This is a genomic window from Pseudomonas sp. BN505 (genome assembly GCF_029873175.1).
Taxonomy (GTDB): Bacteria; Pseudomonadota; Gammaproteobacteria; order Pseudomonadales; family Pseudomonadaceae; genus Aquipseudomonas; species Aquipseudomonas putida.
The window spans coordinates 36,508-55,594 of record NZ_SSOI01000057.1 but is presented as its reverse complement, the minus strand read 5'-3'; the positions used below and the strand labels follow the sequence as shown (position 1 = coordinate 55,594).

18 protein-coding genes are annotated in these 19,087 nt (G+C 55.7%); 4 read left to right on the top strand and 14 right to left on the bottom strand.

Going from position 1 to position 19,087, the window contains the following annotated elements; genetic code table 11:
- Positions 1-12 precede the first annotated feature (12 nt).
- From E8E78_RS19205 to E8E78_RS19190, 4 genes are all read right to left on the bottom strand, one after another.
- Positions 13-1,584, bottom strand: coding sequence for a ParB family protein (locus E8E78_RS19205; RefSeq protein WP_280311639.1), 1,572 nt, complete (start codon positions 1,582-1,584; stop codon positions 13-15).
- Positions 1,585-1,673: 89 nt separating this feature from the next.
- Positions 1,674-2,561: a ParA family protein gene (locus E8E78_RS19200; protein WP_280337073.1), complete on the bottom strand. Its 888-nt coding sequence runs from the start codon at positions 2,559-2,561 to the stop codon at positions 1,674-1,676.
- Between the two features lie 4 nt (positions 2,562-2,565).
- Positions 2,566-2,781: an AlpA family transcriptional regulator gene (locus E8E78_RS19195; RefSeq protein ID WP_010799440.1), complete on the bottom strand. Its 216-nt coding sequence runs from the start codon at positions 2,779-2,781 to the stop codon at positions 2,566-2,568.
- A gap of 92 nt (positions 2,782-2,873) precedes the next feature.
- Positions 2,874-3,632 (bottom strand): hypothetical protein, encoded by a 759-nt coding sequence (locus E8E78_RS19190; protein ID WP_280337072.1) that lies wholly within the window; start codon positions 3,630-3,632, stop codon positions 2,874-2,876.
- 671 nt (positions 3,633-4,303) lie between these two features.
- On the opposite strand from E8E78_RS19190, the gene E8E78_RS19185 reads away from it, so the two are divergent.
- Positions 4,304-5,068, top strand: a complete 765-nt coding sequence (locus E8E78_RS19185; protein ID WP_159266441.1) for a tyrosine-protein phosphatase — start codon at positions 4,304-4,306, stop codon at positions 5,066-5,068.
- Between the two features lie 166 nt (positions 5,069-5,234).
- On the opposite strand, the gene E8E78_RS19180 is transcribed toward E8E78_RS19185, so the two are convergent.
- The 10 genes from E8E78_RS19180 to E8E78_RS19135 form a co-directional block, all read right to left on the bottom strand.
- A complete protein-coding gene (locus tag E8E78_RS19180) occupies positions 5,235-5,768 on the bottom strand; it encodes a nuclear transport factor 2 family protein (RefSeq protein WP_179027759.1) in 534 nt (177 codons plus the stop codon).
- The gene (locus E8E78_RS19175) at positions 5,758-6,786 is read right to left on the bottom strand and encodes an NADPH:quinone oxidoreductase family protein (protein WP_244965057.1); all 1,029 of its coding nucleotides are present in this window, start codon (positions 6,784-6,786) and stop codon (positions 5,758-5,760) included. The genes E8E78_RS19180 and E8E78_RS19175 overlap by 11 nt, the downstream gene beginning before the upstream one ends.
- 43 nt (positions 6,787-6,829) lie before the next feature.
- A complete protein-coding gene (locus E8E78_RS19170; RefSeq protein WP_179027758.1) occupies positions 6,830-7,981 on the bottom strand; it encodes an acyl-CoA dehydrogenase family protein in 1,152 nt (383 codons plus the stop codon).
- A gap of 160 nt (positions 7,982-8,141) precedes the next feature.
- Positions 8,142-8,915, bottom strand: a complete 774-nt coding sequence (locus E8E78_RS19165) for an enoyl-CoA hydratase (protein ID WP_159266438.1) — start codon at positions 8,913-8,915, stop codon at positions 8,142-8,144.
- Positions 8,916-8,976: 61 nt separating this feature from the next.
- The gene (locus tag E8E78_RS19160; RefSeq protein WP_179027757.1) at positions 8,977-9,834 is read right to left on the bottom strand and encodes a 3-hydroxybutyryl-CoA dehydrogenase; all 858 of its coding nucleotides are present in this window, start codon (positions 9,832-9,834) and stop codon (positions 8,977-8,979) included.
- 10 nt (positions 9,835-9,844) lie between these two features.
- Positions 9,845-11,029, bottom strand: coding sequence for a beta-ketothiolase BktB (gene bktB, locus E8E78_RS19155; protein WP_179027756.1), 1,185 nt, complete (start codon positions 11,027-11,029; stop codon positions 9,845-9,847).
- A gap of 57 nt (positions 11,030-11,086) precedes the next feature.
- On the bottom strand, positions 11,087-11,839 hold the full coding sequence (locus tag E8E78_RS19150) for a 2-phosphosulfolactate phosphatase (RefSeq protein WP_179027755.1): 753 nt from the start codon (positions 11,837-11,839) through the stop codon (positions 11,087-11,089).
- A gap of 43 nt (positions 11,840-11,882) precedes the next feature.
- Positions 11,883-12,755 (bottom strand): alpha/beta hydrolase, encoded by an 873-nt coding sequence (locus E8E78_RS19145; protein ID WP_179027754.1) that lies wholly within the window; start codon positions 12,753-12,755, stop codon positions 11,883-11,885.
- Entirely contained in the window at positions 12,745-13,908 is a 1,164-nt protein-coding gene (ribB, locus tag E8E78_RS19140; protein ID WP_159266433.1) for a 3,4-dihydroxy-2-butanone-4-phosphate synthase, read from the bottom strand. The genes E8E78_RS19145 and ribB overlap by 11 nt, the downstream gene beginning before the upstream one ends.
- 19 nt (positions 13,909-13,927) lie before the next feature.
- Positions 13,928-14,434, bottom strand: coding sequence for a nuclear transport factor 2 family protein (locus tag E8E78_RS19135; RefSeq protein ID WP_179027753.1), 507 nt, complete (start codon positions 14,432-14,434; stop codon positions 13,928-13,930).
- Between the two features lie 281 nt (positions 14,435-14,715).
- Between E8E78_RS19135 and E8E78_RS19130 the strand changes: the two genes are divergently transcribed.
- The 3 genes from E8E78_RS19130 to E8E78_RS19120 all read left to right on the top strand — a co-directional run bounded on the left by E8E78_RS19130 (position 14,716) and on the right by E8E78_RS19120 (position 19,084).
- Entirely contained in the window at positions 14,716-16,401 is a 1,686-nt protein-coding gene (locus tag E8E78_RS19130) for a DUF1302 family protein (protein ID WP_179027752.1), read from the top strand.
- Between the two features lie 38 nt (positions 16,402-16,439).
- Complete coding sequence (locus E8E78_RS19125) at positions 16,440-17,843, top strand: DUF1329 domain-containing protein (protein WP_179027751.1); 1,404 nt, start codon at positions 16,440-16,442, stop codon at positions 17,841-17,843.
- A 98-nt stretch (positions 17,844-17,941) separates the two neighbouring features.
- Positions 17,942-19,084 (top strand): YCF48-related protein, encoded by a 1,143-nt coding sequence (locus E8E78_RS19120; protein WP_179027750.1) that lies wholly within the window; start codon positions 17,942-17,944, stop codon positions 19,082-19,084.
- Positions 19,085-19,087: the final 3 nt, after the last annotated feature.

The window sequence follows — 19,087 nt, the reverse complement described above, 5'->3', positions numbered from 1 at the left end:
CACCTCCGGGGGTCAGCGGGTGGACGACAGCGTGAGTTCGATCAGGCGTCGAGAGAGCCGGATAAGTGAAAACAGTTGCGCCAATTGAGGATCGGGGAGCCGCTCAATCCCGATCGCGAGCGGTGGGCGCTCGATCAGTGGCAGGTCGTAGGCACCCAGCAGCAGTTGGCCGAACAGCGCTGCCGGAAGTTGCTGCCGTTGCTCCCAAGCAACGTCATCCTGCACGCGCAACAGTGCGCCCAACAGCAGCTGAATCCCGGTGCGGTGGGGTGTCGAAGGCGTTGCTGTATCGGGCGCCAACGAGAAACCCAGGCCTTCTTCCGTGGCGCAGACCATGTGTGGTGCATTGGCGTAGCCAGCCAGTTCGCTGGCCAGCTGCGCGCAGGCTTGGCGCAGTTGCACCAGGTCTTCCAGAGCCGGCGGTATCGGCCAGATGGTGTCCAGTGAGTCGGGCAAGCACTGAAGCCCAGCATTGCCGAGATTGGCAGGCCGAGCGGGCGGTGGCGGAGTTGGACTATATACCTGTTCTCGGGCGGCGGCGGGAGGCTTCGTCTGGTCTGCCTGTTCGGGTTGTCTGTCAGCGGGTTGCAGAGGGCAGGCCGGTTCCGGTGAGTGGAGCCCCGTGGGAGATTCAGGCTCACTGCCGGAAGTAGCATCGGTGTCTTGGCCCACGCTCAGCGGGGGAGACAGGGACATGCCGGACGTAAGTGGCTGACGTGATGGTTGGCCACTATCCTGGATCAGCTCCAACGCCAGCAGGCGTGGTGACTGGTCCAAGGATTTCGCCATCTGTGCGAGCAGTTCGTCCTGCAGCTCGGCGGTGTCCAGCTCGGCGGTTGTGCAGTCGAACGTGGACAGCACCTCCAACCATAGCGCGGTGAAATCCAACTGTGTCGCAACGTATCGATTCCACACCGATTCGGCACGTCGACGCAGGCTAAGGGTTCGCTCGATCGAAGGTCTGCCTAAGCCGGCGTACAAGGTCTGCGGGATAGCCGGCAGCAGGTGCTCCAGCGTGTCCAGCATCCGGCTGATGTGCGATTGCGAGATCGGGTAGCCGCCGGCGGATAGTTGCGCCGCCAGTTCGCGTTGACTCAGGCTACTGCCGTCTATCAGCAGCATGTCGCGGAACTTGGCCACGGCCAGTGCACGCTCGATGAAGGTGAGTTGGCCGTGCAGGTCACTTTCGGCCAGATGGCCCAGCAGCGTATGCAGTTCCGACTGCCAGGGGCGAAACAAGCAGTGGATGCGGAAGAAGCGGTCCTCGCGGGTTTCCTGCCACAGCTCACCGAGGATACTCAGGCGGGTGTTGCCACCGTTGCGGATGATGAACTGCGGCTCACCGGGTCTGCGTGTGATGGACGGGGGCTGATCCAGGCCGCGGTCGCGGATGGAGGCCTTCAATTCCTCGTATAACGGGTTACGGATGAAGCGCGGGTTGTGCTCGTAGGGCCGCAGTTGCTCCAGGGTCACGACCATCGGTGTATCGCAGTCGGGATCGGTGGGCGGCAGCTGTGTTACCCGCTGTGGGAAGTGCCCGTGCTGGAGCTGGCGCGTGATGTCTTCGGAGGTTGGCGGTTTCATGAACTTGCCCTTGATCTGTCAATGCAGACGGACTGCCCAGGCCTTTCCGATCGGCCGCGTGAGTGAGGCAGCGAGGGATGAACGTGGCACTAAGCTGGTCGGCCGGTGATGCATTCCACTGAGGCAACGCTGTTGGGATAAGAGCGCGCACGGATCCTGGTCTGGGCCAGTCGCTGCTCCCACTCAGGGAACAGTTCATTGGCCAGTGCCCGCATGACATCGGCCGCGCAGCGACTGCGCGATCGAGGGGCGGCTTTCGACTCGACCCGATGCACCGGCAGTCCCAATGACGCGGCATTGAGGTACGCGACGCGATCGGGAATCACCGTGTTGCAGACGCTGACATGCGGGTCGGCGGCAAAGGTGTTGCGCAGGCTCTGCATGATCAGGCAGGTGTCCCGCCGATTGGCGTTCACCTGATTGAGCAGCAGTTTCACCGGGGGCAAGTCCACGCCAAGGTAGCGGTAGGGTTCCAGCTCTTCGAACAGGCCGAGCGTGCCGCGGCGCAGTTCGCGTGCCGCGAGCATTTCCGGTGGCAACGGGCATAGCGCACAATCGGAGGCGAGGATGGCCATTTCCACCACCACGCTGCGCGCGCCCTGGGTGTCGACGATCAGCACATCGTACTGATCGGCAAATGCGGGTAGCAGGTTGCGCAGGCGCAGTCGGCCATCGGGCGCGTGCAGCAGTACGGTGCCCAGGTGGCCCGCGCGGTCGTTGGAAACGATCAGTTCAAGCCGCGGGATAGCGGTGACGGAAATGATCTGCTCGGCAACCGTGAGCCGCTGCGAGATCAGTTCGTAGCTGCCCGCTTCACGTGACTCGCACAGGGCGTAGTAGCTGGACAACGTCGGTTGACTGTCCAGGTCGAGCAGCAGCACCTGCAAGCCGGCGTCGGCAAGTAGGCCGCCGAGGTTGGCGGCAACCGTGGTCTTGCCGGCGCCGCCCTTGGTCGAGATCAGCGAAAGGACTTTCATGGCACTACTCCCGAACAGACAGGCGATCCTGAACCCACTGCTCGATCTCCAGCGAGTCCCAACCGACCGCACGGGTGCCGATGCGCCGGCATTGCGGGAATAGTCCGGCCTTCATCAGGTTGTAGATGTGTGAGCGTTTGAAGCCGGTTTTTTGTTCCACCTCATCGCGGCGCATGATGTGGCGATCGGCGGAAGCTGGGGCAGGGCTGGCAGGTTGCATTCTGTCACTCCTTAGCGCCATGTGGCGCGCAGTGGGATGTGACAGTCAGTGAAGGCCCGTTGGTTTAGAAAATCATTGCCAGGCAATGGCGGTCATTGCCTGGCAATTCGATGTTCTGCCTCTACCGCCTGGGCTAACAGACGGCGAGCCTGTGCAAATTTCCGATCAAGGGTGCGTTTGCTCAACCCAGCAATACCGGGGAACAGCGTAGTGATGGCATCGACTACCGCAGTCTGGGTCTTGTAGATTGATCGCGGTTGGCCGCTTTTCGACTTTTCCAGCATGATCGCGAGCAGGGCCCCAATAATCGTGTGGTGCACCTTGGTGGATGCCTCGGATGCAGGCCCAGCCGCCTCGAATTGTGATGCCAATTCGTGCTCTTGCTTTTTATAGGCAGCCATCTCTTCGACGAGCGAATCAAAAGCCTGATGCATTTTTTCGTATTCGCGCGCGTAGAAGTCTCGCTCGGCTTGCACAGCCAAAAAAACGCTGAGATTCACGCACTCAAGGTGGTCGGTGTTCTTGGGAAATAGAAACGCGGGCTTATCTTCAGGGTGGTTCAGCGCAAACCACGTCCGTAGATCCGGCCGACGAATAGACCAATACACGCGTTCGGAGGGGTTGTTAGGCGTAATCGGACCTCCTAAGAAGGTTGCCGGTAGCTCACCGCAGGCTACAGCCTCGTATATTTGTTCTACATGAAAGTGAAGGTCGGGCCACTGTGGAAAATGCTTTAATAGCTCACCGGAATGAGCAATCTCGACCTGCAATATCTCCGCTGTGTGGTTGGCGAGGTCGCACCAAAGGATGGCGGCATCGATAGGGTGATAGCAGCTCCTAACTGAGTCCATAGCTAACAGCCTCCTGCTGAAAATCCTCCTGACCACTGACAGGGGCAACGGCTGTCAGCCTCTGTCAATCCTCACAGATTTCAATACGCTCCTTTGGATCCAAGGTTAATGACCTGAGGTTTTTTAATTGGTTCGGCTTGCTGATTGTGTTCACGACGGGTTTCGACGCGATTAACCAACCTCATCCTCTGAAAAACAGGGTCGGGAGGGGGATCTCAACCGTGCCTAGCAACCTTCTAGCTCAGGCTACTCAATAGGTTAGATAACATACGGCTTATCCGACCTTATCGTGGCGTGCAAAGCTTTGGGTCCTCGTACCGCAACTCGATATCTCTGTCACGAGTCAGCAGCCGTTTCCTTGGCCCTGCTAACGTCTTGGTAACCGCTTGCGACCACGCAGTGTGTGGGAGAGTCTGCGAAAAAAATTAGTTGATTTGGATTAATCTCACCACTGGTTTGATACTGCCAGCGTGCACTCGTCAGGCCAAGGTGGCTGCTGGAAACGCTGAAAACTTAGGAAAGCAGACGAACCACGGCTGATCCAGGCCATGGTTGAAAGGCTTGAGTAAGCACCGCACCCCTGAACTGGGGTGATCGATCACAGCTCAGGGATGTCAAAAAACCTGAACTTGTGTACATTCATCGGTGCATTTGTAAGAGGTTGTCGCTTCATGAACTCAGACAAAACCTACGTCACGCGTCGGTTGGCGCTTGATGGTGCTGTGAACTTTCGTGATATGGGGGGGTATGAGGCTTCTTGTGGGCGTCAGATCAAAGGTGGGGTGTTATATCGTTCTGATTCGCTGGCTGAGCTAACAGCCAAGGATATGTCGGCAATCCAGGCTTTGAGGCTTCGTTCTGTAATCGATCTGCGACATAACAGCGAGCGCCTCGCAAAGCCCAATCGGCTGTTGCCGAGCTGGGGCGGGCGGACTCATGCACTTGGTTTTCTGCCCCACGGTGCTGCATGCTTATTCGAAGCTGTGCGTTCTCGCAGTATTGATGCAGCCCAAGCCCGAGAATCACTATGCTCGATGTATAGGCATTTACCAACCACACAGTGCAAGCATTTTGCTCAAGTCTTACAAGTTTTGCTACAGGAACATAGTTATCCAGCCCTCATCCACTGTACAAGCGGTAAGGACCGTACCGGTTTTGCCATTGCCGTGGTATTGATGGCACTCGGAGTATCCCGAGAAACTATCATGCAAGACTATCTTCTTACCAATGACTACCGCCGTGACTTGTCATTTATGTTGGGTGAGGAAGTGGAGCCTGAAGTTATGGCTATTATAAAATCTGCATCTGCGGAGTATCTGCAGGCTGCGTTCGACGTCATTGATCGCGTATATGGGAGCAGTGAACTATTTTTGCTGGGCGGTCTAGGTCTTACCTTTGCTGATCTACGGCGGTTGGAACGTTTTTTGCTGGCGTGATACCCCGCTTGTCAAGATTGGCTAACAATTGAGCTTGCACACTTGGCCGTAGAATGTATCGATGTTGTTGCTCAATAGTCTGCCTTCTGAACCTCCTGCATACGAAATGATAGGAACCTTGAAGGTAAACGCTTAGTTTAAGATCTTGGCAAGCCCCATCCTATATTCAATTTTGCAGCGTGCTGAAGCGCAACATTACGTAGGTAGGATCACGCCTGTTACCACGTTCTCCCCAGGCAAACTGATCCAGTGGAATCGCTGCGGCAGTATCATCCCAAGTCTCAACTTTGGTCCAGTCTAATACTACAGTGCGCTCTTCAATCTTCCATAAACCTTCACGCTTGGACAGCCTGTCAACATAGCGTGCACCCATGACATCTGCTTTGGGTGGGTTGGTATTGCGACGTACCAGCGTGACGGTCACGTATGCTTCCGACCGCGCGATGCCGTCTTCAGTAATGTCGATCAGGACATTTCCCAGAGAGTGCATGGTGGCAGTGTTGGCTTCCATCAGCCGCTGTACAACGAAGTCGGCAAACTCCCACCCCGGACCAGCCCAATACCCATGATCATCATAGCTGTCCGGATGGTAGGCGGAACGGACCAGTTCGATATCACAGCGATCGACGCCACGGCAGTACGTCGCGAGCACTTCATAGATTTGTTGCTTGTCCAATAATGATTGGAATTCAGCTTGCATGCATGACCTCCTGTTGTCCTGTTACATCAATCAGTAACTTTCCCGCTACCTCTCGCGAGAGGAGTGCAGTCAGAGCGTCAGGTACCCTTGTGAGTGGGTAGCGCCCGGCAATATGAGGCGTGATCTTGCCGGTGTCGATCAACGTGGCCAACGCTCGGAAGTTTTGCTCATTGAGGTCGGGTGAGCGAGCAAGGAACTGCCCCCAGTACACTCCGATGACTTGATAGCCTTTGAGAAGGGGAAGGTTCATTGATAACTGGGGGATTTCTCCGCTGGTAAAGCCGACAATCAGCAACCGTCCGCCCCAATTCATCGAACGTGACATAGCATGGAACGCCTGACCACCCAACATATCGATGCACACATCGGCCCCTCGGCCATCAGTGGCCTGCAGTACGCCGTTGCGTATGTCTTCGTCGTCGTAAGCGATGACATGATCTGCCCCCTTTGTCTGGGCGGGCAAGGCACGCTGGTGTGTGCGGCAAACGGCAATGACGTTCGCTCCCAGGGCTTTGCCTAACTCAACCGCAGCGAGCCCGACGCCACCTGAGGCTCCCAACACAACAAGCGTTTCTCCGGCTTGTAGATTCGCGCGCTGGACCAAGGCATGAAACGCAGTGCCGTAGGCGACAAACAGCGCTGCCGCAGAGTGATAGTCCAGTCCATCCGGAATGGGGACTACCTCGTGGGCATTCGCAGCAACCTCCTCGGCGAACGCTCCATAGCCTTTGCTCGCTAGTGCCATCACTCGTTGACCTACGGCTATGTTAGTAACGGTTGGCCCCGTTTCGATGACCTTGCCAGTCACTTCGAATCCAGGGGTGAAAGGTAGTGGCGGCTTGACTTGGTATTCACCCTTGATAATCAAGCTGTCCGGAAAATTGATACCTGCAACCGCGACCTGGATGCGCACCTCGTTATCAGCCAGCACGGGCGTTTGGACCGTTGCCAGGCGCAGGTCGTGTGGTTGACCATACTGCGCACAAACGATGGCCGACATCGACGTTTTCATGCTCATGGAGTCTCCTCACTGCGTAGACATCACGGGACGGCTGCGATGATCAAAATGAATAGTTTCTGAGTTCACGCGCGATCACCAAGCGTTGGATTTCGCTTGAGCCCTCATATATCTGCGTGATGCGTGCATCGCGGTAGTACCGCTCAACCGGGTAGTCTTCAAGGTAGCCATAGCCTCCATGGATCTGCACAGCGTGAGAGCAAACCCGCTCGGCCATTTCCGAGGCAAAGAGCTTTGCCTGGGAGGCTTGTGTCAGGCACGGAAGGCCGGCAGATTTTAGACGCGCCGCGTGCAACACGAGTAATCGAGCCGCGTTGATTTGCATATGCATGTCAGCGAGCATGTTGGCAATACTTTGATGCTCGACAATGGCTTTACCGAATTGAGAGCGTTCGCGGGCGTAGAGCAGGGCTGCTTCAAAGGCTGCACGGGCAATTCCCAGTGCTTGTGCACCTATACCAATCCTGCCGCCTTCTAGGTTCGATAATGCTATGGCCAAACCTTTACCTCGGCTCCCAAGCAGGTTGCCGTGGTCAATCCTGCAATCAGTCAAAGTCACCGCACAGGTGTCAGAAGCGCGAATTCCTAGCTTGTGTTCAGTACGGTCTACCACGAAACCAGGCGTATCCGTTGGCACGAGAAACGCCGATAGCCCCTTTTTGCCAAGTTCTGGGTCGGTGACAGCAAAAACGATGGCCAGCTTGGCGCGCCGCCCATTGCTCACGAATTGCTTGGCTCCATTGAGGACCCATTGATGACCTTGTAGCTCTGCACGGGTACGCAGGTTGTGAGCCTCAGAGCCTGCGTGGGGTTCGGTCAGACAGAAGCACCCAATGGCTTTGCCTGTCGCCAGCGCATTCAGCCAGGTTTCTTTCTGTGCCGTGCTGCCGTAGTTGAGTATTGGGCCGCATCCTACGGAATTGTGAATGCTCATGAGAGCACCGGTGGCTGCGTCACCTGCAGAGACTTCTTCCACCGCAAGGGCATAGGCGACATAGTCAACGTAAGTACCGCCCCACTGTTCTGGCACAACCATGCCCAGCAGGCCCAGATCCCCCATCTGGGCTACCAAGTCATCGGGTATCCATCCGTCCTTTTCCATGCGCTGGGCATTTGGGGCAATTTCGCCGCGCGCAAATGCCTTTGCCATGTCGCGAATCATCCGTTGATCTTCACTCAGTTCCAGGTCATGCATGTGAGGTATCCCTTGATATGAGCATGAATGGCCATTCAGCACGGGAGTGCGTGGTTAGGCTCGAGTGCTGAGAACATCTGAACCTGAAGGGCCGATCTGGTTGCGAGTGCTGGCGAGATTGGATTAATAAGGCGCACTCACACCAGCACTTTTCCGATGATCAGCAGTGCTTAAAGCGGGCAGGGCGTTTCTCAACGAATGCGCGCATGCCTTCTTTCTGATCCTGGTTTGCAAAAGTCGAATGGAACATCCGTCGCTCAAAACGAACACCTTCAGAAAGCGATGACTCGAAGGCCCGGTTGAGGCTTTCTTTGAGCATCATCACTGCCGGCAGCGAAAGCTCAGCGATCTTGTTGGCCGTTTTCAGAGTTTCTTCGAGCAACGTTTCGACCGGGAAAGTACGAGCGACCAGCCCTGTCTGCTCTGCTTCTGCGGCATTCATCTGCCGCCCGGTCATGCACATCTCCATTGCTTTGGCTTTACCCACAGCCCGACTCAGACGTTGCGTTCCGCCGATCCCAGGAATTACTCCCAGCGTGATTTCAGGTAAGCCAAAACGTGCATTTTCTGCGGCATAGATAAAATCGCACATCAGCGCGACTTCACAGCCTCCGCCAAGGGCGTAGCCTGCCACGGCAGCGATCAACGGCTTGCGGCGGGCGGCGATGCGGTCTGCGGCGGAAAAGAAATCGTCCAAAAAAACCTGTGGGGCGGCGAAATCGGCCATTTCCTTGATATCGGCGCCTGCAGCGAATGCTTTGCTCGAGCCGGTGATCACCATGCAGCCAATTGCCGGATTGTGCTCCAACTCATCCAGCGCCAGATTGATCTCGGCGATAGTCTGCGAGCTCAACGCATTCAGTACAGCGGGGCGGTTCAAAGTGATGAGACCAACACGCCCATGAGTTTCCAACAGCAGGGTTTCAAAATGCATGGTTGCTACTCTCCCATTCAGGGTGTGCCTTTTTATTGTGCGAGGGCTTGCGCTGCAGCGCTCAAATGTCGTGATACGAGAAAAAGCCTTTGCCGGTCTTGCGGCCTAGGTAGCCTGCGTCCACCATTTCTTTGAGCAGAGGAGCAGGGCGGTATTTGGGATCGTTGAATCCACCTTGGAAGCTCTGCATTACAGCGAGTAGAGTGTCCAACCCGATCAAGTCCGCCAAGGCCAACGGCCCGATAGGCTGGTTACACCCCAGCCGCATGCCTAGATCGATTTCCTCTGCAGTGGCAAGCCCTTCCTGAAGCGCAAAAACGGCTTCGTTGATCATCGGGCAAAGGATGCGATTGACTGCGAAGCCTGGGCTGTTGCGCGCTGAGATGGCTTGCTTGCCAATGCGCTCTACAACGCGTATAGCGGCCGAATGGGTGGTGTCGGCGGTTTGTAAGCCGCGCACGACTTCAACTAGGGTCATGACGGGCACCGGGTTGAAAAAATGCATCCCGATGACACGCTCAGGGAGATCGACGACTGCCGCCAGCTCGGTAATTGATAACGAAGATGTGTTGGTGGCAATCAGGCACGTAGGGCTGACAACCTGCTCGATCTGCTTGAGAATCTGTTTTTTGACAGGGAGGTTTTCAGTGGCTGCTTCGATGACCAGCTGGGTCGAGCGCATCACACTGTAGTCCATGGATAGCCGAATTCGCTGCATCGCACCAGACATATCGGCGGCGCTGATCTGCTCCTTGCGAAGTTGCCGTTCCAGGTTGCTGGTTAGCGTTGTAAGGCCACTGTCTAAGGCCTGTTGGGTCAGGTCGATCAACGTTACCTGATACCCTGCCAACGCGCAGACTTGCGCAATTCCATTGCCCATCGTACCTGCGCCGATCACTGCGATGTGCTCAATCGTCATCGTTAAAACCTCATGCCCGTTCAAAAATGACTGCGATACCTTGCCCACCACCAATGCACATGGTTGCCAAGGCATAGCGCCCCCCGGTGCGGTGCAGTTCATGGATCGCTTTGGTCGCGATAATTGCCCCAGTGGCACCAACCGGATGCCCCAATGAAATGCCCGATCCATTGGGATTGACTTTGGCTGGGTCTAAGTCCAACTCTTTGGCGACAGCACACGCCTGTGCGGCAAAGGCTTCATTGGACTCAATTACGTCAATGTCGGTAATGCTTAGCCCCGCCCGCTTTAGTGCCAGCTTGGTCGCAGGGATGGGCCCAAGGCCCATAAACTCAGGTTCGACACCTGCATGAGCATGGGCAACCACGCGCGCCATTGGCTTGAGTGCGCTGTTACTCCGCAGTGCAGCGCTGGTTGCAAGCAACAGCGCGGCGGCACCATCGTTCAGCCCTGAGGCATTACCTGGTGTTACCGAACCGTGATCGAGAAACGCCGGCTTCATCCGGCTTAACTGTTCAAGCGAAATGTCACGCGGGTGCTCGTCGATGGCGAACTGGCGTACAGCTTGCCGCTCGTGAATTTCAACTGCGATGATTTGCTCGGTGAAGTGACCGTGCACGATGGCGTGGAGGGCCCGACGCTGACTTTCCATCGCCAGCAAGTCCTGCTCATCCCTGCTGATGCCAAAACGCTGGGCAATATTTTCTGCCGTTATCCCCATGTGCATTTTCTGGAAGGGGTCATGCAGTATGCCAAGCATATAGTCGATGGTTTCAATGTCCCCCATGCGCGCACCCCAACGTGTTTGCGTTTGAACATAAGGTGCGCGGCTCATTGACTCAGCACCGGCAGCAATTGCAACTTCAGTGTCACCGAGCCAGAGACACTGAGCGGCCGAAACCAACGCCTGTAGACCGGAGCCGCAGAGGCGATTCACATTGAAGGCGGGTACCTCTTTCGGCACACCAGCATTGAGCGCCGCTACCCGCGAGAGGTATGCGTCACGGGGCTCAGTGGGGATCACATTTCCCATGACGACGTGACCCACTTGGTGGGGGTCAATGTCCGCTTTCTTTATTGCTGCACTCACGGCGACCGTCGCAAGCTCGGATAGCGGTAGATTTTTTAGCGACCCTCCATAACTGCCGATGGCGGTGCGCATGGCGCTGACAACGAATACATCTGGATTATTCATCGTGAGTCCTTATTGCAAGAGCTAGCTAAACCGGCGGTGGTAAAGCGCAGTCATGTGTCAGTGACGCAACGTATGCATGAGGGGGCGCCGGGCAACCGCAAGGTCGTCCACAAAGATGTTGTCGCCTTTGTAGATAGGCAGGCAGCTGTGTTGATCGATTCGAGCGATAAACTGAGCAGCATCGCGGCTGATTTGGATGTCACCGGCTCTGCCTCCATGACTGTCGGCGATGCAGCGACAGATCGATGAACGATATCCGTGGTACACGGCGACTGCGATACGAGAACTCTCGCTGAGGACCCATTCATTCGGCCTGGCGTTAATCAATTGCTCGATCAAATAACCCGTGGTGTAGAGGTCGATCAGGTTCAACCTTCCAACAGGGCTTGCGCAGAGGAAGTCGACGTTTGGCTCTTCATGTGCCAAAAGTCGGGCCACTACCGCAGATGCGTTGAGTAGCGAGGCGGCATACATATACTGAGCACTCGCTGCCAGCTGTATCAAGGCATACGTCCCACTGGTTATTACCCACTGCTGGCCGTGAACCACGGGCCTAAACTGGCCCGATTCATCCCACCCTTTGCAATGGATTAACGGCTCAGTATTGTCGGGGTCTTTAGACCACTGCTGAGCTCTGCGATGGGCATCCAACTCCGAGTGCATCACGTGAACCGCGCTAGCGCCGTGCTCGAGTGCATGGCTGAGCACCGAAGTAGTGCCAATCACGTCAATCAGTACTGCCACATTGACGGACATCCTGCCTGGGTCAACATCTTCGATGCGGAATGTGGTGGTCAGCTTTGGCTTCATAGCGACACCTGATTCAAAAGATGATTAAGCTTGCCTGATCGGGTCACTGCGACAGTGCTTGGGATATGAATCTCAGGACAGCGTTATTGAATGCATCGTTACGGTCACCGGCGACCATATGTCCGGCGCCGCTGACGTTGGTCAGGTCAGCGTGAGGAATCAGGTCAAGCAGTGCCTGTGCCTGAGCGAGGCTTACAACTTCGCTCTCCCGACCACGAACCAGTAAGGTTGGAACCTTGACTTTGCGCGCGGCTGACTCCATACGTTGGGCAAACTGGGGGTTGGGCGAGCGACTGTCGTCTTGCAAAAAACGCGGATCCCAGTGCCAATACAGTCGTCCATCCGTAGCTCGGTTCAGATTTCGAGCTAGGCCTTCAAAGGAGCTTGGTTTCGGCCTGTTCGGGATGAACCGTGAAACTGCTTCGGCTGCTTCTTCCAGGGAGTCAAAGCCTGCGAGGGTGTTTTGCATGAAACTGCGAATGTGCTGGATCCCTGATGGCGACATGCGAGGGACGATGTCCACAAGCACCAACGCTTCAGCAATCGGTGAGTCACTTTCACCTGTCATCAGCAGCGCGGTGGAACCCCCTAAAGAGGCACCTACCAGAACAGGAGGGCGCGATAGAGTGGAAAGAATTTGCTTGAGGTCTGCTATCAACGAATCCGTTGAGTAGTCACCTGTGGGCGAGCGTTCGCTGTCCCCGTGTCCTCGACAATCTGGGCATATCACTCGGTAGCCGCGTGCCATTAAGGCAGTAGCGGCTGAACGCCAGGAGTGGCGAGTCTGACCGCCGCCGTGGAGGAGCATCACAGGAGTGCCATTGATGGGCCCGCCCACATCGGCTGTCAGCCTCAGATTTTGCGAACCGGCGAAATACTGGGTGCGCAAACCATGAGGGGTGGCATCAGCTTCCATAGCGCATTTCTCCCTCTACTGGGTACGGCGTTGAATGCCCCTGTGGGCTAACGTAGTCCACCACGTGCAGGTCGAAACCTGAGATGGCGTGATACTTGATAGGGCTACCCATCAGGCGCAATTTGCCGAGCCCTAGCGAACGCAGAATCTGCGAACCGACACCGATCATGAGCGAGCTGCGGTGGTTGGGAATATTACGTTGCCGGGCATGCGGTACATCGCTGCCTACCGACTCAAGGCTTGCGAGCACTTCATCGGCCGATTCGTCCGCAGCCAGTACGACCAATGCTCCACTGCCTGCTCCGGCAATGAACTCCAGGCATCGATGAATATTCCAGCCGCTGCTGCCTGGTACCTGAATGCTCAATGAGTCGCGGGCGCACAAGGACTGCTGGACCCGAGCGAGGGTCGGTACTTGCGTAGACAGATTGCCCATGGTCATGGCGAAATGAACGTTGCCATTGATCGTGTCGCGATAACTGTGCAGCGTGAACTCACCGAAATCGGTGGTGACCTTTTGCTGGTTTACATGCTCAATCGTGCTTTCATTGACCACTCGAAAATGGATGAGGTCAGCGATCGTCCCGATTTTTAGACCATGGCGGTCAGCAAAGACTTCAAGTTCAGGGCGGCGCGCCATTTCGCCATCGTCGTTCATGATTTCACAAATGACGGCTGACTCTTCAAAACCGGCTAGGCGGGCCAGGTCGCATGCGGCTTCAGTATGGCCAGCACGGATTAGTACGCCACCAGGTTCGGCGATCAACGGGAAGATATGGCCTGGTTGGACAATATCCCGAGCTGTCGCCCCAATCGCGGCAGCGACCTGTACCGTCCGCGCCCGGTCTGCAGCGGAGATACCCGTAGTAACTCCGCTGGCCGCTTCAATCGAGTTAGTAAACTGAGTGCCATGGCCAGAGCGGTTGTGGCGGACCATGGGGGCGAGACCGAGCTGCTGACTCTTTTTCTGGCTCAGCGGCATGCAGATCAAACCTCTGCCGTAGCGGGCCATGAAGTTAATATCTGCGTCAGTGACGCAAGCGGCCGCCATCACGATATCCCCTTCGTTTTCGCGGTCTTCATCGTCAAGCAGCACCACCATCCTTCCGGCACGAATGTCGGCGATGATTTCGCTAGATGTACTCAGAGGCATAAGAAACTCCTGGCGGTTTCTACTTCAACTGGTGTTCGCTGCCATGGGGCTCGCCACCCGGCCAACGTACGCAGCGCGATTCGGTGAGCGATGTGCCAACGTCTTCCCAAGTCCCAATGTGAATCACTTGGAAACGGCGGCTCGAGAAGCGCCAGATACCGTTTTCACGGACGTAGGTATCGAGGTAGCGAGCGGCACCAAACAAGCTGCGCCCTCCCATCGCCAATTCCAGATGTGCGCCGACATTTCCGGTGGCGTGATCCTCATTCTGGAATTCGAAAAGCGTCCAGTTCGGCGTATGGATGGTGAGTCCCATGTGGGTGCGCGCTTCGCGAATGAACCCGACAATCCGCTCCGGGCCCAGCAGAGGGGATTGGCCGTGTGCGTGAAAAGTGGCGGTTTCACTGAACAGGGTGGCCAGTGTTGCGAAGTCGTCATCGTCAGAGGCGACGAAATATCGTGCGATGAGGTCCTGAAGGGCCGCCTTGCTTTCAAGGCGTTGTATGCGCAGCTCAAGGTCGGACATGGTGAGATCTCTTGTTTTTTCTGGAGTATGAGCAGGGTAGCATCGTTAGTCAACGCATAAGTTGACTGGCGTTCAGCTGGGGAAATTCCACGTATGGATACAGGATGATAGCTTTCAACAAATCAGTTGACAGCTCAGAAGGCTGGTGCCTAGGATCAACTCGAGCGTTGATTGGTCTCGTCGATCTTAAGGCCTAATGCTGTCATTGCAGGCCTTTGTGGTTGTCGAGGAGGGCTCTCGGCCTCGTGCTGGATGTGCCTTGCAATCCTTGGGAGCGAATAATGAAAATAAGAAAGCGCTGCACGTTTGAAAATCGCAATACATTAGCTGCCGCTGTGACCATGGCAGTTTCTTCGCTGGTGTTTCAGGGTTCGGTCCAGGCGTACACCTTTGACACGGGCTCGGATTGGATCACCAATTTGGATACATCCCTGACCTACAACATGGGTTGGCGCGTCGACGGCCGAGACCACAACATCGGAAACGCGCTATCGACTGCCCAGGGCGAATACAAGTTCGACACAGGTGACATGGTCACCAATCGACTTCAGGCCTTGGTGGAGTTTCAGACTGTCTATCAGAACCGGATGGGGATGAGGCTTTCGGGGTCCGTGTGGAAGGACTTTGCTTATGACGATCATGCCGAGACCAATCCCAACCCTGCCTACACGACCGCTTACGACAACAATCGTTACTCGTCCCGGACCAAGAAATATCACATGCGCGGGGCTGAGCTTCTTGATGCGTTTGTCTTCAGTAATTTTGACGTGGGTGAGGTGCCTGTCTATGCCAAGCTTGGTCGTCTGACCCAGCAGTGGGGCAATGCTCTGTTTTTTGGATTTTCGAGCATCTCCTACGGCCAGCACCCCACTGACTTCATCAAGGGTTTCTCCCAGCCAGGTTCTGAAGTCAAAGAGCTGTTCCTACCACGTGCCCAGGCTCTGGTCACCGCAGAGCTCAGCCCGCAGTTATCGGTCAGTGCGCAGTACTTCTTTGAATACGCAGCCAACCGATTTCCGGAAGGAGGAACGTATCTGGCGCCTGCTGACATGTTGTACGAAGGCCCTGACAATGCCAGCTTTTTGTTCGGCCCGGGTTTCTCGGCAGGTAAGGCTTATGAGCCCAAGGATATCAGTAATAACTTTGGCGTGAAGGTCGATTGGTCGCCAGAGTGGGCTGGCGGTAATATGGGATTCTACTTTCGTAAGCTTGACGAGACCCAGCCTTGGGCCTTGGCGGAATTTAACCCTCAAGGCGGAGGCAATGTACACCTTTCCTACGCACGAAACGTCAACCTTTACGGCTTTTCTTACGAGAAAACCATTGGTAATACCAGCCTGGGTTTTGAACTCAACCACCGAACCAACACCGCACTGGCCAGCGCATTTACTCGCCCGGATGGGTTAGCGCTTCCTTACCGGGAAGGTGCGCGTGGCGATATTACTAACTTCATCGCCAATGCCTTCGTACAATTGGGCACATCACCGGTCTATGACACAGGCGTGTTACTGGCCGAGATGACTTATACCCACTTGGATAAGGTCACCGAGAACAAGCAATACTACATGGGGCGGGGGTATTCGGCTTGTAATGGCGGTGGGGTCAAGCAGGGCTGTGCCACCAACAGCGCTGTTGCGGTTGCCGTCTTGTTCTCGCCTCAATGGCTACAAGTCTTTCCTTCGATCGATCTCAGCGCGCCGATTTCGGTCACTTACGGTGTAGCGGGAAATCCGGCTTACGCTGCGGGCTCTTTCTACGCACAGGATTCGTTGGTTTACTCCATTGGTATTCGTGCAGACTATCGCCAGACGCAGTCACTAACCCTGGCTTATCAGGACTATTACTGGGATCACCTTGAGTCTGTAGCGGATGCTACACCTGCGGGAAAAAGCTATGCCGGTGGTAACGGCCCGTATAACTTGAATGATAAGGGTTGGGTCTCTTTGACGTATAAAACTTCGTTCTAACAAAGCCTCGTTCTAACAACAAATATAGGTATACGAGAATGTTGAATAACTGGTCATTGCCTCCTAAGTCGTTGGCGTGTGCAATTTTCTGCCTTGGCGTATCGAATGCTTCTCAGGCGGCGGTATCCGAGGTCGAGGCGAAAGCGCTTGGCACTACCCTTACGCGGTTCGGCTCGGAAATGGCAGGAAATGCAGACGGCTCAATTCCGGCCTATACCGGTGGCTTGCAGGCGCCCGCGGGCTACGACGTAGAAAAAAACAAGACCTATCCAAATCCTTACGCCAATGAGAAGCCTCTGTACTCAATCGACGCAAAGAACTTGTCGAAGTACGAAGACATGGTGACGGAAGGCAACAAGGCGATGCTTAGAAAATTTCCAAGCTATCGCCTCGATGTCTATCCCACTCACCGCAGCGTCCGTTACCCCGATGCTATCCAGGAAAACACCGTTAAAAATGCTACCACGGTCGAATTGACCGGCCCAGTAATGGGGGATGGCATGAAAGGCGCTGCTCCCGATGGGCTGCCCTTTGCTGGGGTTCCCTTCCCAATTCCAAAGAATGGCTACGAAGTCATCTGGAATCATAAGCAGTCGTACGCGCCAGCCGTCATGCATCATTTGAGTTCGGCATTCCTGGTTGACCCTAATGGTGGTATTACTGATCTACCGAAAACCAATCAGTATCACCTTCGTCCTTGGTATGACGCAAATAACAAATTGCGCGGAGAAACATTCAACGCCACCACCGGTTTCTCCGCGCGACTGACCACGCCACCTTCCGCGGCAGGGACAGTGTTTCTTAACTACTACTTGCCATCAGGGCAGCAGGAGGTCTGGTTTTATACACCAGGTCAACGCCGCGTTCGTAAAGCGCCCGAATTTGCGTATGACATTCCAATTGCAGCTTATGGCGGTGTACTGACGTGGGATGAGTTGTGGGGGTTCACGGGGCGAACCGATCGCTTTGACTTCAAGTTGGTCGGAAAAAAAGAAATGATCGTGCCTTATAACGTGTTCACCATAACCAATAACGTACCGCTGCGGGGGCAGTTAGGTAAACAGCATGTCAATCCCGATGCGTTGCGTTGGGAAAAGCATCGGGTATGGGTCGTCGAAGCCGATCGTAAAGCTGGCGCGCGCCATGCGTACAAGAAACGCCGCTTTTATATTGATGAAGATTCATGGTGCATTGTTGCCTCAGAGTCTTATGACGATGGCGGTAACCTCTGGCGGGTGGGTAACATGCAAACATTCCCTGCCTACAACATAGGCGGCACTAACAACGTGGGCTGGATTTTCAACGACCTGATCAAAGGTAATTACTTTGCCGTGAACATGTGGGGCGGCGATGAAGATTCGATTGTGAAGAATTACCCAGGGTCAGAAGGGCTGCGTATTCCAACCACGCCCAGTGCAGTGGCAGCGGGCAGTGTTCGCTGAACACGCGTAAGGCTCAGCAGTGTTTTGGCTGAGAGTGGCCAACGCCGTCGGCACGCGCCGGCGGACGCTGGCAGTTGGCCCAATACAGGTACCCGCAAATGAACAGATACAACGTGCCGCGTGATTTTCTTCGGCAAAAAAATAAGGCAATAACAGCCCGCCTGCTCATCGCTGCGATGTGCTTAATGCCAGGCGTTTTATTCGCCGTGGAGCAAATGCCTTCGAACAGCGTCGCCTTCGAGGACCCCCTGGATCACTCGGCGAAATCACAAACACACTTGCAGGATCGCCCATTGATGGCGGTGACCACTGCAGGTCAAAAGCTGATCGCGGTGGGGATGCGCGGTTTGGTCATCGTTTCCGATGACAATGGTCTGCATTGGCGTCAGGCGCGGGTGCCGGTGCAGAGTGACTTGCTTGCGGTCATGTTTCCTACGGCCAATAAAGGGTGGGCCGTAGGGCATGACGGCACCATTTTGCACAGTCAGGATGGTGGCGAAACTTGGATCCTGCAACTCGACGGCCGCGCTGCCGAGCACCAGTTCGTACCGTTCTATCAGGCCCGTGCTGATCAAGGCGACTCGCGAGCGCAAGCGATAGTGGAGGGCCTGAAGATCAACTTCCGCTCCGGCCCATCACTGCCGTATCTGAGCGTGTGGTTTGAAAACGAGTCGGTCGGTTATGCCGTTGGCTCGTTCGGTTCGATCGTTGCTACCACGGATGGCGGCAAGCACTGGCTGCCTTGGTACGAGCGTATCGAGAACCCCGAGGGACTTAACCTCAACGGGATCTATGGCGTCGGTGCAGAATTGCTAATCGTTGGCGAACAGGGCCATGTTTTCAAACTGGATCGCGACACACGGCAATTTAGAAGCATTCGGACCGGCTATGAAGGCAGCTTTTTCTCCGTGCTCGGTAACGACGAGGTGCTGGTGGCGTTTGGGTTGCGTGGCAAGTTTTTCCGCAGCACCGACCATGGAGAAACGTGGTCGGCTGGGGTGCTGCCCGCCACGTCTACGATCGCCTCGGGGGCAGCGTTAGCCAATGGGGGAGGGTTCGTCATGGTCAATGCGGCCGGGCAGCTGCTACTTGCGGACCCCGGCGCAACTCAGGTGCGGGTAGCCAGCGCCCGAAAAGCCATGAGGCTTACCGCTGTAGCTCCGCTACCAGGTAGCCAAGTGGTGGTAGCCGGCTTGCGCGGGATCGGACTGGAGCCTTTGCCGTCCCTGTCATCCCGTTAATGT